The organism is Methanospirillum stamsii (assembly GCF_003173335.1).
Classification (GTDB): Archaea; Halobacteriota; Methanomicrobia; order Methanomicrobiales; family Methanospirillaceae; genus Methanospirillum; species Methanospirillum stamsii.
The window spans coordinates 53,663-68,998 of record NZ_QGMZ01000015.1; the positions used below are offsets into that span (position 1 = coordinate 53,663).

Here is a 15,336-nt window from a genome sequence, read left to right on the forward strand (position 1 = left end):
AAGATGCGTTCATCACAGCATATCCTGGTTTGGAGAGAAACATAATCTGGCAGGACAAACTCATAACCTGTTACTCTTTTTCTCTCTGGAAGAAAACGTATATGAGCACATGATACTCCAGTCCTGTAAAAAACTCTACCAGCAGGAGACTCACCGGACCAGGTCACCTGAAGAAACCTATGAACAGGTCAAAGACCTCACCATTCCGGCAGGAATCACCCGTGTTGCGGATATCACCGGACTTGACCGGATTGGTATACCGGTTTTTTCGTGTATCAGGCCTGTTGCAGCCGAAGGAGCAATCACCGTATATAATGGAAAAGGTGCAACTCCCATTGCAGCCCGGGTATCAGCCATCATGGAAGGACTTGAGCGGTACTCTGCAGAGATACATGACCGGCAGACGGTGACGATGACCTATGACCAGATGAGGTCAGAAAAAAATGCTATTCACCCGGATTTTCTTATACTTCCGGAGAATACCGAGCAGGAATGGCCAATCCCATGGTACCCGGCATATGACATCACCCGGAATGAAGAAATATGGGTGCCAGCCCATGCGGTTTTTCACCCGGTTCCCCGGATAATGGGAAGACTTTTCAGGACCAGCACAAATGGAATTGCATCAGGAAACACCTACGAAGAAGCAGTGTTTCATAGTCTTTGTGAGATAATAGAGCGGGATGCATGGTCTTTAGTTGAAGCATGCCGCCTGGGTGGTCCGGTTATAACCAATATTACTCATCCGGTAGCAGCAGATCTCCTTGAAAAATTCAAGGCAGCGGGGGTAGATGTTATTCTCCGGGATATTACCAGCGATCTCGGGATTCCGACGGTTGCGGCAGTATCTGATGACCTCCAGCTTCGGGACCCAACCCTGCTCTGTATTGGTATGGGTACACACCTGTGCAAGGAGATTGCAATTCTTCGTGCACTCACAGAAGTTGCCCAGAGCAGGGCGACCCAGATACACGGAGCAAGGGAAGATACACAGTCCACTCATTTCCTCTCCAAGGTAGGATATGACCGGGCAAAGCGGCTGAATAAAAAATGGTTTGACCCCGAACCGAGAGTTTCATATGATGATATGTCCTCATACCACACCGATGATTTCCTTGATGACATTCATATCGTTCTTGATCGGTTGAAAAAGGCCGGTCTTGACCGGGTTTTGGTTGTTGACCTGACAAGACCAGAGATCGGGATTCCGGTGGTGAGGGTAATTGTTCCAGGGCTTGAACATTATGCCATGGACCCCGAACGACTTGGAGAGAGATGCAAACGTGCAAGACGTAATTATTTACCTGGGTCCAAGCCTTCCAGTTAACGAAGCAGAAAAGATCCTTCCTGCTACGTACCGACCTCCGGTACGAAGAGTTGACCTCCTCGAAGCAATCCATATTAAACCCCGGATAGTGGGCATTATTGACGGAGTATTCTTTGAGGATGCGGCTGTAGGACACCGGGAAGTGCTTGAAGTAATAAAAGCAGGAATCACCGTTGTTGGAGCATCAAGTATGGGGGCACTCAGGGCATCAGAACTCTATCCATTTGGCATGATTGGAGTCGGTGAAGTATTCCGGATGTATAAAGAAGGAATCATCGAATCTGATGATGAAGTAGCCCTTATGTGTGATCCGACAACGCATACCGCCTTTTCAGAAGCACTGGTAAATGTCAGGGTTACTCTTACCCATGGAGTTACATCCGGTTTTCTCTCAAAAGAAGAAACAGAAAAAATAATAGAGACCGGAAAAAAACTCTGGTATCCGGACAGGTCATGGACAAGAATATTAACTGACAGTATTCCAGATACAAAGAGAAGAGATGAAATAAAAGCCTGGTTAGTTGTAAATGCCATTGACCAGAAGAGAGAAGATGCTAAAGTGGCACTCATGCACATCAGAGACATACTATCATGAACAATCAGAAATTTACCGGAAGCTCTGGGCGATATGAACGGCAGATCTCTCTAATCGGGTCAGAAGGTCAGAAAAAACTGAATGATGCAACCATCCTTATCGCCGGAGCAGGCGGCCTTGGATCTCCTGCTGCTACATATCTTGCACTTGCAGGTATTGGTGAACTGGTAATCGTTGATGATGATGTCATCCAGGAATCAAACCTCAACCGGCAGTTTCTCCATGCAACACAATCAATCGGTCTGCAAAAAGTATATTCGGCACAAGCCACCCTTGAAAAGATGCAACCTGATGTTTCGGTTGTTGCATACCCAAAGAGAATTGATGCTCAATCAGCTAACCGACTCATTAAAGATGCAGATCTTGTTATTGATGCTCTGGATAACTATGAATCACGATTCATTCTTCATGAAGCGGCATGGAAGGCAGGGATTCCATTTATCCATGGTGCAATAGAGGGTTTTTCAGGCCAGCTTACCAGTATTATCCCGAAAAGTTCACCCTGTCTCTCCTGTCTGATACCATCAGCACCACCTGTCGGAAAAGTTTCTGTTATGGGGGCCACAGCGGGGGTTATTGGTTCCATGCAGGCAATGGAAGCGATAAAATACCTAACAAATACCGGGAGCATGATATCCGGAAGACTTCTGATATGGGATGGTCTTTCAGGGAGAATTGAATTTATGAAGACAGAAAAACGGAAAAACTGTCAGGTTTGTTCTGAGTAACAGGTACAGGAATGAAAGTAACGATACGATGTTATGCACGGTTTCGTGATGCATTTGGAGAAGAACAGGAGAGAGAGATTCCGGAGGGATCAAGTATCAGGGATGCTGTCCTCGCCCTTGCCGGGTCCGGCCCTGATGCCGAATTGCTTATTGATGCGGAGAAAAATATCCGGAGTTATGTTATGGTAATGTACAGGGATTCGAGGATCGCCCCTGCAGATGCAGATACCATCTCCCTGTCAGATAACGATCTCATCATTCTCTTCCCACCAGTTTCAGGAGGATAACAATGGTAATAGCAATTACGAGAGAACCAATCGATCCATATCCAATTATTGAATCGGCTAAAAAAAAGGAGACCGGAGGAATAGTCACATTTATCGGCACCGTCCGGGATGATGGAATCGAAGCTCTTTCTCTTGAAGTGTGTGAAGAGGTTGCACTCGCCGATCTCAAAACCATCGGAGCAAAAGCGGTCAGCGAATATCACCTGAATTCGGTAGATATTGTTCACCGTGTCGGGAGAATGAACCTCACCGAAGTGATTGTGGTAATTGTTGTCGGGGCATCTCACCGGGAGGAAGGATTTGCCGCCTGTGCATGGATCCTTGAAGAGATAAAGACATATGTCCCCATCTGGAAGAAAGATATCAATCAGGATGGAGAGTCCTGGCATTTTTCAGAAGAAAGTAAGAATTAAAATCTTTTTCCGGTTTTATACCCGTAGGCTCCCATTGTAAAGATAATAATTCCGATAATGAAAGTAACATAACGCCACCATTGGGAACTCTGCAGGATATTGTTTATCCCAAGACCGATGAAGATAACACCGGCAATCATGGTGATGATGTTCGAAGTTTTAATTCTGTCCACCTTGTGAAGTTGCATTTTCAAACTAATAAAACCCTAGTCGTGAGTTCTTAACAATGTTTAATCAGGGCTTAATCTTTTAAGAGCATGCCCGTAATAGCGGCGCTCTATTGATAATACTGTCGAGATATACAATCATACCAACCGGATGAAAAAAGATGATTGTGAGCCGTCTATGACATCGATCTCATAATGTATACCGGAGTAGGGAATCCTACTTTGTTTCCGGCTGTGTCTTTGACCGTCAAGGTTATCTCATTGTTTCCGGCCCGGAGGATACTGGTAATGTTTACCAGTTCCCGGCTGACAGTTTCGCCCTCTAGCGTATAAGGGTCGTTCGAATGATAGGGTATTATTTTTGTTTTTCCGGCTGCAAGATTTGAAACCTGCAGTTCGTTGTCATAGAATATTGTCGAAAGGGTTGTTTTTGATTGCGATAAATACACGTGACCCTGACCGTCCCAGGCATACGTAACCGGTGTGGTTGATATCTCATCGCCTGGTCCGGTGATGTTTCTCCAGTATGCGGATGCCAAAATTGTTTTTGATCCGTCGTTTAGGATCAGTCGACCGGTTTCCGGATCATAGATTATATATCTATCCCCTGCTCTACTGTCTTCGGTTGGACAACCTGACGGGATCAACATTAAACCTGTAAATTGTGCTTCTATTGGACAATAAAAACGGGATAATCCTACCCCATGGCCTACCAACTCCACCCCTAACACCGCATTTATAAAACTCCCCCAAGCAGACTCAGGTATTGTAACTGTAGTAAATTTAGGATAATTTGGATTGCATCGATAAGTAACATCAATATCTCCCTCACGAAATATTTTGGATTCAGTTGCACAGTACTGTAACACTTGTGCACCGATCGTAATTTCAGGGCAATGATTCCAGCAACAGTAACCCGTATGATAATCCCACGTCTGATATCCATATATAGATTTGTACAAATACCGAAATTGTATCTCTTTTATACCGGCTAATGAAATAGTAGGACTTTCTAGTCTTGGATTTGTCGAATTGGATCGTGCCCCATCCCAACTGGCAGACAAATCAACAAGACCACTAGATATTGATTTCGCAGGGTAATACCAATCAGGATGAGGCCCGTCAATTCCCATATCAGTCCACAAATCATACGATAGATCGGTATAATTCAACACCACAGTATAATTTGGGTAATCCCACCCGGTAATGGTGTATATTATAGTATTATATCCTCTCCCAACAGGCCGGAACTCAATTAATTGTTTCCCAATAATATCTTCAGGATCCCATTCTCGTAAAATATCCTCTAGTTTATAACAGTCACTCACCCCTGTCAACGTGAACACAGCAGCCCCGAGTGGCATCATCTCCCACGAAAACGGCATGCCATCTAAATGGAATGGGGTATCCCAGACCGGATACGTCCAGACATAATCATGAAGATCCAAATCAATCCGGGGCATGGCTAGTTTCGTTCCGTCTGATAATGTCAGGACATCAACCTTGTCACCAACCTGGACTGGCTCAATTTTTTTTGCAAACGCCCACGGAGTTCCGGCCCCATACACGAGCACTTTATCACCAACCTGGACAACCAATCAGACCACCCTTGTCGTTACGATCTCACCGGACTCCAAAACCACGGTCCCGGCCTGACCGTCAATCGCTGTGCATGTTCCAACCTGCATCCCAGGAATTTGAGCGATTTTATCATCAACAATGGTTTCGACTTCGCTAGTCATATCGTCGGACGAATACCGGTACATCCTCCGGAGAGCGGACCATTTTACATTCTCAGTGAATTCAATATCAACTGTTTTTTCAACCCCGTCTTTTGTTGCCCGAACGGTCTTTTTTATTCGCGTTATTCTCATCCAGTTTTCAGAGACACCTGTGTATCCAGTTATTTTTATTTTCTGTAACAGTTCGAGATCCATTCGGTCAATTGCCTTTGCGGTAAATGTGTATGCAGTCTCTGAATAGTATTCAAACAGTTCCTGTGCCCGAGCGTTCACCTGTTCCTGTGTGGTCCATGACCCAGAGTTCTCAATTTTTTCAATCGGAAGTTCGTCTCCGGCTGTAACAGCAGGACTCTCAACGGTGCAGAAAAACACCCCGCCGGCGTTGTTTCGGCCGATAACCGTCACCCGGTTGTATCGCTCATCACCCCGGACCACGGGTTTGATTGAGTCTGCTAGGTATGGATCCGGATACGTAAACGTCACTGGAGTAGGTAAATCGAGTTCTGTGTCGATATCGTCTTCACTGATGAAATATGCTGCAGCGGTTGCAATCCCTTCAACTACAATCCATTTAACGAGGAATACAAACCGGCAATAGGCACAGATCTTCTCTATAGCCTGTTTTTTGGTTGTGCCAATAGCAAAATCAAACACCTTGTTGTTGAGCGTATCGCCCCATGCTGTGACCTGGTTGATCTTGTATGGCATGATACCAGTCGTTTCTTCCCAATCGTCGCCTCCGAGGAGTCCGGTGATGATATCTGCCGGGTTGACAGATGCAACATTGTGCTGGTATGTTGACTGTACCTGCTGTCTTGCAAGATACCAAGCATAATCGTATCCGGATATGACTGTCTTGTTTGCTGCATCCTTGATGGTGTATGATCCTTTCGGGAGTATTCCGGCGAATATGGATTGGGTGACACCCAGATGGTCAGTTGTTGAAAATGTTGCATGTCGCAAAACATCAGTGTTAAGTTCGGTATACCCGTCGATTGTTGCATTCATGGCCCAAATATCATCAGTCACCGCTTTGGATACGCTGATCTGGGTTAGGTCCAAGGTATCGAGCGGGATATAGTTTTTCGTGACGACTGACCCGGATAATGAGAGGTCGGCTTCGATGAGCGGGAATAATATCGTGATTGGTGCAGATGGAGTGAGATCAAGCCCTGCCGATACCAGGGGCTGGAGAATCGTTGCACCCATGGACCCAGAGAGGGAGAGGGTTGCCTCGATTGGATCCATGATGTAGGTGTTGCCGCCGGTCTGTTGTGTTCCGATGGTTTCGTATGGGGTTATCCGGGTAGAGTTTGGTTGATGGGAAATAAGATTGAGAGTCGGTTCAGTGGCTGCATATTTCCGGATTGCTACAAAATCAACATAGATCACTGCACCGGATCCATACGCATGGAATACGGGATGGCGGTTGGATACTGACGCATATGGTGCCGAATTAACCTTTTGAACTCCGTCGATGCTAAATTGCGTTGCGTTTGAACCCCCTCCCGTTCTAGTAATCTCTATGATCCTGTACGCTGCGGACATACTGACACTATGAGCAGTTTGCCCGCTCGTTGTACCTGAACCCGGGTAACAGTATGTTGCGTCCAGTTCATCCATCAAGGCATTGCTGGTAGTTGCTGCACTACTTTCATGACCAGACCACAGGGTGCCAGATGCTCCATATTTTACTTTGTATCGTAAATTATACCCTGCCCCAAAATCTGTTTTGCCATAGATATAGGCTGCACTGGCCCCCCGAGTAATTGTACATATTCCAGAGGATACGGACACACCTGATGTTGCAGTCCATTTTGACGTGTCAATATTACTACCTGTGAAATCATCAAAAAAATCAAATGTATTTGCACCTGATGATTCTGAACCCGCTCTCCCATTCCCATAAAACAAATTCAACCATCGTTGACCAGCAGTAGGGACTTCGATCCAAACAACTGCAGAGGTACGGGAGGTATAAGATTCTATCCAATAATCACACCTTTTCCCGTTGAACTGGGCAAACCGGATATCCCGGAAATCCGACCTCATCCCCGGATGCCATTTCAGCGTAAGTTTGTGCTGATAGTTTGCCTGGCTGACTGGATTGGTGATCTGGATCAGGGTTTTGTATTTCCATTCCGGATATGGTCCGGTCCCAAAACTCCGAGCATATTTCTGTTGATTTAACCTCCCTCCCTGCCGGAGAGTCCACACTCCTGAGTACCCCGGATTCATCGTCCCGGAGACTGCAGTCAGGACCGGATTAGCATCTTCGGTTCCTGCAGCAGTTGACTCGCTCTCTGCCTGACTGTTGCCGGAATAAAGATGGATGAGCCGTATTCCTGCAATTGGTATCTCGATTTTGACTGTCGCTGTTATCCGGTCAGTTTTCGAGGCAATATTGTAATCCAGTGAATTTCCTTTCGTGTCAGTAAACCGGATGTCAGAATAATCCGGATTGATTCCTATCCGCCAGGGTAACAATAATGAAACCCACCGGTCATTTACGGTTGTGACAGGTGATAAAGAAAAAGTAATCCGGTGTTTCCACCGGGAATAATTGAGAGGCATGAGGTACTAACCTCACGCGGCCTGTGTGTGTGCCCAGGCAGAAAACGCTGTAATATCCTGTGCAGTGTCCAGATTCGTAACCCCGACTTTCAAGAACTTCGGTGCCGGATTGACAGCGAACGTTTGCGACTTGGTAGTGTTCGCGGTGAACGGCATATCAAACTGGTCATATGGATCAGTATCGTAGTTCGTCCCGTCGTAACTGGCAAATAATTTGACAGTACATCCTGCTGTTGCTCCGGATGCATACGTTACCGTGCATTCGATAGCCAGGTTAATCAGAGTATCTGTGCTGGTTGGTCCGATTGCTGTCGAGTTTGCTAGGTCGAGGCTGGCTGATTCCTGAACGGTCTGATTGTCAACTACCTTTGTCACTATTTTTTGAAGACTCATGTTGCTTCTCCTGTTGTCACTTTTACTGTCACTGTCACTGAATCCCCCGGATCAACACCCCGGACCACTGACCAGAGATGCCGGAGCAGCAAACATTCATCCGCTGACAATACTGCGACCTCTGCCAGCGAATATGAGGACGCAAACCCGGTGATTGTTGCAGTCCACACACATTTGTTAGTCGCTTCGTACGTTGGTGTGCAACTCTGTTCTCCTACCTCTGTGATAAGTGCTGTATGTGCTGCCGATTCTGCATCGGTCCCGGTGCCTACTGCTATCTTCGTAAACGGTGTTACTGAGTCCACTCCTCCCAGGAGTTTTGCAGCTCTGATAAGTCCGGTATCAGCGATTTTTGCCAAGTTTTGTCACCTCGTTGTCGATGCTCTTTATTTTTCCGTCTTTGTCTCTGATTATCATCTCAACCTCTACCTCCTTAAATCCGGATTTGGCTTCTTCGGTCATGTTGTGTCCTGCACAAATTGCATAGTGATTTCCTTAGTGCTCGGGTTCATCTCCTTCTCTCTCCACGATTTTATCACACATTTTGTATTGGTTGCTCCGTTGATGACCAGAGAACCAACCACCGTTAATTTTGCTAATAGAGCGGAGTATTCCGCCAATGACTCTGTGATGCATGAAATCTGCCAGGATTTTTTCACTGTCGATGATACGGTGAGTTTGGTTTTCCCGGACACGAGTTCGGTCTCGTTTACCTGAGGTTTCGGCTGTGGTTTTACATCCGGCTCTTTGAGAGTCAGACTGTCGAATGTAACGGTCATCCGGACGTCACCCCCCGCTGTGCCCGTTTCTGTGCCTGCATCGTTGCAATTTCGGCCATGATATCAGTGATAGAATAGTCCTTACTGGCGGTGATGCTGCCGATATCAATCGGTGCAGAGTTGTCCTGGTATCCGATCTGTGTACCGCCTGATATACTGGCCGGTTGAGCAACCGGAGCAGCAGCAGCCTCAGCAACCTGGAGAGAGGCAGCCTGCACGGCCGGAACGGTTGCCAGGAGCGGGTCAACAAAGTATGCCCCGAAGTTCGGTAGTTGAGATAATGGTCCGGTCTCTGCCGGAGAATGCGGGATAAACTGACCGATGATGTTGAATATGTTGCCAATGGTTGATGCAATTGCACCGGCAGCAGACTGCATACCCTGGACAATATACATGATGATATTGTAACCCGCTGCGATGAATCCCTGACCCATCGTAACAATAAAGTCTGAAATGCCTGTGAACAGTGCGGTAAATGCCTGTTGCACACTTCCCCCGAGTGCAGAGAATGCAGATGTGATAGTGCCAAAAGAGCTAGTCAATGCCCCCGGAACTCCGGAGAGGGCTGACTCGACCGCTGATGTTACTCCGGAGAATGCTGATGCGATAGTCCCGGATACATCGGACAGAGCTGATCCTATCACTCCGGAGAGCCCGGAAAAGATGTCCCCGACTATGGCCGGAATTTCAGCAAATACCGACCCGATTAAATCCCCCACTCCGGAGAAGGCATCTGCAATGACATCCGGAACGGTTGCGAGTGCTTCAGCGATTCCTTCAACTACGCCACCGAAGGCTTCGGTAATGGCACTTGCCGCCTCTCCAACTGCTGCACTGACAATACCCCCGATACCGGTAAAAGCGGCTTTGATTGCGTTTGGAATTCCGGAAAGAGCAGATCCGATGGTTGATGTAAGACCGGAGAATATCCCGGAGATGGTCCCAGGTATCCCGGATAGAATCCCCGATACTGCACCAGGCAGACCCCCAAGTCCGGATGTGATCGCTGAGGTGATGCTGGAAAATGCAGATGATAACCCGTCGGCTAATCCTCCTACCGTCTCACCGATGATGCCCACCGCGTCACGGAACGGAGCGGCCATATCCTCTGCGATTACCGACAAATCCCATTGGCCGGACACGATGTCAATAATCAGGTTTCCTATTGCCCCAATCGGAGCCAGGACCACCTTGAGAATACGCATAATCATGTTTCCAAGATCTGACTGTTCAACGAGCCGCCCGATTCCGGATATCCAGTCAAGGACTCCGGTTTCGAGGAGTATCCAGACACCTGCCAAACCAAGGGCAACACCGGCCCCTACTGCAACAATGGCGGATGAGAACGCTGCTGTTAATCCGGATACCAGGGTCCCGGATAGTCCGGCAATGGTTGACCCGAGCCCTGCAAGCCCTTGAGCGATTCCGGCGAATACTGCACCCAGTCCAAGGCTTTTCAGAGCTGCCAGTCCCATGAGAGCCGGACCAAGAACCGCGAACCCCTGAGCGGCATAGAGGGCCATACCGGCCACTCCTTGTAACGGTTCAGGCAACTCTTTCAGAGCGTTTGCTAATCCTCCCATAGCATCAGCTGCAATCTCCGTTGCCGGTGCCATGCCTTCCCCAAGGGCAATTTTCGCAGCATCCATCTTGTTAGTCGCAATCTCCAGTTTTGACCCGGTTGACTCGACTACTGTGTTGAATGCTTCGTTTTTGAAGGAAGCGTCGTTCATTTGTCCAGATAACTCTCCGAGTTTGTCTTTTTCATCGAGTAGCGCCATTGCGGCCTTAACGCCTTCCTGTCCGAATATCTCCTGGAGGGCACTCATCCGGTCAACATTCCCGCCAGTACTGGAAAGAGCATCATCCAACTGATTCAGCACCGATTCAAGACCTACAAAGTTCCCCTCGTTGTCCTTGACGTGAACCCCCATTTCCTCAAGTTTCTGAATAACAGAGGGATTTACAAGCCGGGTCAGCATGGCATTCATGGATGTTCCAGCTACTTCCGCACTGGTGAACCGGTTTTGTAAAAGCACGTTCGCCGCTGCCAGTTCATTAAATGAAATTCCGAGGTTGGCGCCTGCCCCGATGTTTCGCATTATTTCGCTTGTGAAATCGCCTAGTTCCCACTTACCGACACCGACAGCCTTAGCGAGAATATTGGTCACATCTGCAGCGGAATAAACGCCTTCCCCATATGCCCCAAATACGTTAATGACCGCGTCAACGGAATCTTTAAGCTCCATATTTCCGCCGACTGCTAGTTTTGTAGCCTCTGGGATGGTGTTCATCATGGTATCGAAATCGTATCCGACTGATATCATGGAATACATAGCATCTGCAACTGATGTTGCAGAGATAGGCACCTGAGAAGAAAGTTCGAGTGCTGCATCTTTCATCCGGTTGAACTCTTCTTCAGATGTGCCCCCAAGAGCTTCAACGGCAGTCATTGCCTCATCGAAATCAAGAAACGACCGGTTGACATCATCGACCATGAGTTTGGAGGCGACCCCGACCCCGGTAAACGCCGCTCCGACTGCCATGAGATTGGCCTGAGATTTTTTCGATCCGTCCCCGGTTTTGTCGTTACAAAGAATATCATAGGCGACGGACCCTAAGGATCCTAACAATCCCATAGTTTACCGCCTCCGTTTCTGTGCCTGCTCTTTTTCGTGCATGGATTTCATCTTCTGATTATACCAGGACTTCCAGAACAGCCGGATGTCTGCCGGAAGGTTTGCATATTCCCGAGGGTCGAGAATTCCGAGGTACCGGAGAAAGTCCCCGTAGTTCTGGCCCTGTTTACTCTGTCCGAAAGGACTGGAGGTCTTTCACCCGGTTGATTCGTTTGCTGATTTGATGTTCCAGGAATGCTGCCAGGACCTGAAGAGCGACATCCACCGGCCATTTATCTTTATTGTCCCTGAACCAGTCTGCAGTCAGAAAGGGATTAGCGGTCATGAGCTCGAGCTGTCGATAAGTGATATCAGACATCTCCGGGTTGCCTTTTTCGAGTTCTGCCTTCCGGAGTTCGAGAGCCCCCATCTCCTGCATCTCTTCCTCTGACAGTGCTGTCCGAACAGCGATTTTATCCCCGTTCCCGAGATCCACATCCTCATAGCAGTCTTTGACCCGGCGTTCGAGCATCGCGATCTCATTCTGCCATCGGTACGTATCAGCGGTTTCTGCTGCTCGTATCCGGTCAAAATTGGATTGATGCTCTTTGAGCATCACCGCTGCCTCTTTCGGGTCGATGGTCCGGCTCATGTCACACTCACAGACAGGGTATCAGGATCTCTCATCTCGACATCGCCCTCAACGTCAATTATTTTGCCTGCATCTTCCCAGGCGATTCCACCGGCCTTGAACCAGCAGTCAGGCTGAGTGATGACAATCGTGTGACCTCCTTTGGTCAGGGTGCCGACAAGATCGAATATTTTCGGATCTCCTACGGTATAGGTAGAAGAACCTGCAATTGATGCCACGGCAAACGTCCCGAGGTCGCTGGTTGAGTCCATCCCCCGGAGCACATGCCCAAAGACTTTCTTAAATACCTTGGTTGAGGTCCAAGTAGTACCGATTGCAGAGGGTTCGACCTCGATGAGTTCTTCCATCGGGTTCTCATCCTTGTCCTCACCGATAATTGTGATGGTTCCTCCGGTTGTGATTGCATTGGTCTGCAGAGTATACCGGATCCGTGAAGCGGTTGCGATAGTGTCATCGGTCATATCCTCGTAATTATCCGTGCCATCGAGGACGTGAGAAGATGCAAGCAGAGTCTCTGCAGTCCCTGTAATCGGGGTATCGGTCAGGGAATACCCGAGGGTTTTCTCAATGTCTCCGTACACGAGAGCTTTTGTGATCTTCGTGGTCACAGAGAGTTTGCCCGGAATGTTGATGTCCGAATGTTTCCCGCCCCGAGAATGACTCACGGTTGCTCTCTCCCATTTTACGTCATACTGCACGTCCGCAAGAGGAACGCCACCAACGGTGATGGTCCCCATTGCTCCGGTGTATTCGCCAAAATCTGCGACAGTTGTCATTTTTCCTCCTTATGAATCGTTTACTACGTACGCGAACGAATACCGCCGGGCAATGTGAATCCCGCCGATATCGGAATCGTTCTGGGTTGTGCTGCTGTTTCTGGTCCACCCATACGTTCCGGTAACAGCACCCGGAGCGAATAGGATTTCGTCTATCTGTTCAGCAATGAGGTCAGCATCCTCACCGGTGCATGGTGGATCCTCCTGGTTGGTATCGATCCAGATGTCCACCTGCAGGGTCGGTGAGTTGTCCCGGTTCCGGTGAATGTTGTATCCGGCCCGGAGTTTGCTGCTCTCGTTGTTTTCAAGCAGGGTGACGCTAGGAATATGAGCAGGCTGCACCCCGTGAGCCCGGTACACATACGGACCACCCAGGAGAGCCTGCAGGTCTGCATTCTCCCGGAGCAGGTCGAGAACCGATGAAAAGACGGTTGGGTTCATCCATACCTCGCTGCATATTGAACCAGGGCTTTAGCATACTCCTGGTCAATAATCGCCTTATACTGGTCCTGTGTTGCCTCAATCGCATCCATGAGAAATGGTTTTGGTTCTGTGCCTTCTTTAGCGATCTTGAGCCAGATCGCAAACCAAGGGAAATCAGAACCACCCCGGCTCTTTCGTTCCGCCCATTTCTGTATCGCTTCCATCGGTGCGTAATGTGGCCGGGTTCCTTCATGGACGTAAAGGGCATAGGTATCAACCTCAACCCCATCAGAGTTCTTGACATCCGCTTCGACGCCGACCCGTGCAATCCATTCATCAGTCGATACAACCTCGACCGAATACCCAATATGACCCCGGAGAAGTCCGGTATCGAAAGGTGCGTTTGTGTATGGAGTTGACCCGGGTGTCAGGTTCTTTTTTGCCTGTGTTTCTGCGATTGCTGCAGATCTCACAAGACCTTTCCGGATACCGTCTTCACAGCCCTTTTTGATTCCAAGAATCCGCTGTGCCATCTGTTCAGGAGTGCAGATTGTTGCCATTTATGACCCCCTTAACGAAACAACCCAGGATACAACGGTCGAAACTCCAGCAGTCAGAGCAACCATAAGAATCTTGTCAAGCGTTTTTCTCTGGTCAGATTCCGACTGAATCATCGAGATCCTGTTTGCAAGAATTGCATGGTCTGACCAGGTTGGTCTGGTCTGCTCAAGAGTCCGGATCCGTTCCTCCTGTCCTACCATGCATTGACTCAGTTCCCGTTTCACCTGGTCCAAAGTCTTTGAAACGTGTGCAACATCCTTTCTGAGTTCTGCCATATCGATCCGCAGATCCGTGATGATATCATCATCAGGCATCACTGCACCGCCTTGAGAACCGCTTCGTAATGGTCAACCGCAGACCGCCCGGAGACGGAATAACATGTTTCTATACTATACACCTCTTGAAATGGTCCGGAGGTCCCATCTATCCGGTATTCTGCCGATGCGACGGTGACTGTGCCGGGAAGGATCACAGACAACGGAAGATCAATCATCTGACCTGTCTCATGGATGACTCGGGTTTTCCCCTGCCCTTTGTTCCCGGCGTAATAGAACCGGCAGTCAACAGAACTCTGGTCAATCGGCCAGTAATACTCATATTCCCCGTATGAGTTCTGATAGTCGCTACAAACTCCGTTTGCGACAGCTGCACCGGTTCCGGTATCGGTCAGTGCCTCATCGTTCTGAAACGTGCCGGTTACATTCTTCAGAACCAGGTAGCCGGATGTTGAACCACTGACCTTGTCTATCACTGCCGTGGCTTTGCTGGTTGCACCGGAGACCATGAGCCCTTTGGTGAATGTCCCCGTCCCGGTGTCAAAGCTCAGTTTCTGCTTCTTTTCTCGTTTCAGGATGTTACAAGTATGAGCCAATAGCCGGGAGTTCATGAGTCGTAATCCTCCTCATACTCCATTGGGTTCTGGTCAAGGGTCATCATCTCCCGGTCATCGGTCTCAACTGCTTCGTTCGGCACTTCGCCCCCCTGGAAGTCTGCGATAATCTGCAGGCATTGTGCCATATGGGACGTCTCACCAACTCCTGCAGCCCGAGTGTATGAATAATCACCTATGGATTCAGATTTCAGATCCGAGCCGCCTACCTTGAACACTTCGTAAAAATGACAGATAAGGAGAGCATGACAGAGGTCATAGGTATCCGAATCAAGCCCCGGATCCAATCTGGATAACCTGGCAGCTGCAACACCCGAATACAGAGTAAAAAGAGCAGGGGTGAACGGCCCGGCTTCGGCTACCTCATACGAGGACACCTGAGCGATCATGTCTGCCGTGACCGTCATTTGTC

At 48.5% G+C, this 15,336-nt stretch carries 19 protein-coding genes; 5 read left to right on the forward strand and 14 right to left on the reverse strand.

The window, feature by feature from the left end; translation table 11 throughout:
* The first annotated feature begins 109 nt into the window (after positions 1 to 109).
* Genes DLD82_RS07825 through DLD82_RS07845 form a run of 5 tightly spaced genes read left to right on the forward strand, consistent with a single transcriptional unit; the run spans position 110 to position 3,350 of the window.
* A complete protein-coding gene (locus tag DLD82_RS07825) occupies positions 110 to 1,327 on the forward strand; it encodes a YcaO-related McrA-glycine thioamidation protein (protein ID WP_109940557.1) in 1,218 nt (405 codons plus the stop codon).
* Positions 1,284 to 1,922: a TfuA-related McrA-glycine thioamidation protein gene (locus DLD82_RS07830; RefSeq protein ID WP_109940558.1), complete on the forward strand. Its 639-nt coding sequence runs from the start codon at positions 1,284 to 1,286 to the stop codon at positions 1,920 to 1,922. Before DLD82_RS07825 ends, DLD82_RS07830 begins: the two co-directional genes overlap by 44 nt.
* On the forward strand, positions 1,919 to 2,650 hold the full coding sequence (locus DLD82_RS07835) for a HesA/MoeB/ThiF family protein (RefSeq protein WP_109940559.1): 732 nt from the start codon (positions 1,919 to 1,921) through the stop codon (positions 2,648 to 2,650). The genes DLD82_RS07830 and DLD82_RS07835 overlap by 4 nt, the downstream gene beginning before the upstream one ends.
* An 11-nt stretch (positions 2,651 to 2,661) precedes the next feature.
* Positions 2,662 to 2,937, forward strand: coding sequence for a MoaD/ThiS family protein (locus DLD82_RS07840; RefSeq protein WP_109940560.1), 276 nt, complete (start codon positions 2,662 to 2,664; stop codon positions 2,935 to 2,937).
* 2 nt (positions 2,938 to 2,939) lie between these two features.
* A complete protein-coding gene (locus DLD82_RS07845; protein WP_109940561.1) occupies positions 2,940 to 3,350 on the forward strand; it encodes a molybdenum cofactor biosynthesis protein MoaE in 411 nt (136 codons plus the stop codon).
* On the opposite strand, the gene DLD82_RS07850 is transcribed toward DLD82_RS07845, so the two are convergent.
* The 14 genes from DLD82_RS07850 to DLD82_RS07915 form a co-directional block, all read right to left on the reverse strand.
* A complete protein-coding gene (locus tag DLD82_RS07850) occupies positions 3,347 to 3,523 on the reverse strand; it encodes a hypothetical protein (RefSeq protein WP_219968316.1) in 177 nt (58 codons plus the stop codon). The two genes, DLD82_RS07845 and DLD82_RS07850, sit on opposite strands and share 4 nt — an antisense overlap.
* Before the next feature lie 170 nt (positions 3,524 to 3,693).
* The gene (locus tag DLD82_RS07855) at positions 3,694 to 5,115 is read right to left on the reverse strand and encodes a hypothetical protein (protein ID WP_109940563.1); all 1,422 of its coding nucleotides are present in this window, start codon (positions 5,113 to 5,115) and stop codon (positions 3,694 to 3,696) included.
* Positions 5,116 to 7,833 (reverse strand): DUF2341 domain-containing protein, encoded by a 2,718-nt coding sequence (locus DLD82_RS07860; RefSeq protein WP_109940564.1) that lies wholly within the window; start codon positions 7,831 to 7,833, stop codon positions 5,116 to 5,118.
* A 12-nt stretch (positions 7,834 to 7,845) separates the two neighbouring features.
* On the reverse strand, positions 7,846 to 8,226 hold the full coding sequence (locus tag DLD82_RS07865; RefSeq protein WP_109940565.1) for a hypothetical protein: 381 nt from the start codon (positions 8,224 to 8,226) through the stop codon (positions 7,846 to 7,848).
* Positions 8,223 to 8,585: a hypothetical protein gene (locus DLD82_RS07870; RefSeq protein WP_109940566.1), complete on the reverse strand. Its 363-nt coding sequence runs from the start codon at positions 8,583 to 8,585 to the stop codon at positions 8,223 to 8,225. Before DLD82_RS07870 ends, DLD82_RS07865 begins: the two co-directional genes overlap by 4 nt.
* Before the next feature lie 99 nt (positions 8,586 to 8,684).
* A complete protein-coding gene (locus DLD82_RS07875; RefSeq protein ID WP_109940567.1) occupies positions 8,685 to 9,005 on the reverse strand; it encodes a hypothetical protein in 321 nt (106 codons plus the stop codon).
* Positions 9,002 to 11,644, reverse strand: coding sequence for a phage tail tape measure protein (locus DLD82_RS07880; RefSeq protein ID WP_109940568.1), 2,643 nt, complete (start codon positions 11,642 to 11,644; stop codon positions 9,002 to 9,004). Before DLD82_RS07880 ends, DLD82_RS07875 begins: the two co-directional genes overlap by 4 nt.
* A 166-nt stretch (positions 11,645 to 11,810) precedes the next feature.
* Positions 11,811 to 12,275, reverse strand: a complete 465-nt coding sequence (locus DLD82_RS07885; protein ID WP_109940569.1) for a hypothetical protein — start codon at positions 12,273 to 12,275, stop codon at positions 11,811 to 11,813.
* Complete coding sequence (locus DLD82_RS07890; protein ID WP_109940570.1) at positions 12,272 to 13,051, reverse strand: hypothetical protein; 780 nt, start codon at positions 13,049 to 13,051, stop codon at positions 12,272 to 12,274. Before DLD82_RS07890 ends, DLD82_RS07885 begins: the two co-directional genes overlap by 4 nt.
* Before the next feature lie 9 nt (positions 13,052 to 13,060).
* Positions 13,061 to 13,492: a hypothetical protein gene (locus DLD82_RS07895; RefSeq protein WP_109940571.1), complete on the reverse strand. Its 432-nt coding sequence runs from the start codon at positions 13,490 to 13,492 to the stop codon at positions 13,061 to 13,063.
* The gene (locus tag DLD82_RS07900; RefSeq protein WP_109940572.1) at positions 13,489 to 14,034 is read right to left on the reverse strand and encodes a hypothetical protein; all 546 of its coding nucleotides are present in this window, start codon (positions 14,032 to 14,034) and stop codon (positions 13,489 to 13,491) included. The genes DLD82_RS07895 and DLD82_RS07900 overlap by 4 nt, the downstream gene beginning before the upstream one ends.
* Complete coding sequence (locus DLD82_RS07905) at positions 14,035 to 14,349, reverse strand: hypothetical protein (protein ID WP_109940573.1); 315 nt, start codon at positions 14,347 to 14,349, stop codon at positions 14,035 to 14,037. It abuts the gene before it with no gap.
* Entirely contained in the window at positions 14,349 to 14,921 is a 573-nt protein-coding gene (locus DLD82_RS07910) for a hypothetical protein (RefSeq protein ID WP_109940574.1), read from the reverse strand. The genes DLD82_RS07905 and DLD82_RS07910 overlap by 1 nt, the downstream gene beginning before the upstream one ends.
* Entirely contained in the window at positions 14,918 to 15,331 is a 414-nt protein-coding gene (locus DLD82_RS07915) for a hypothetical protein (protein ID WP_109940575.1), read from the reverse strand. Before DLD82_RS07915 ends, DLD82_RS07910 begins: the two co-directional genes overlap by 4 nt.
* Positions 15,332 to 15,336 lie beyond the last annotated feature (5 nt).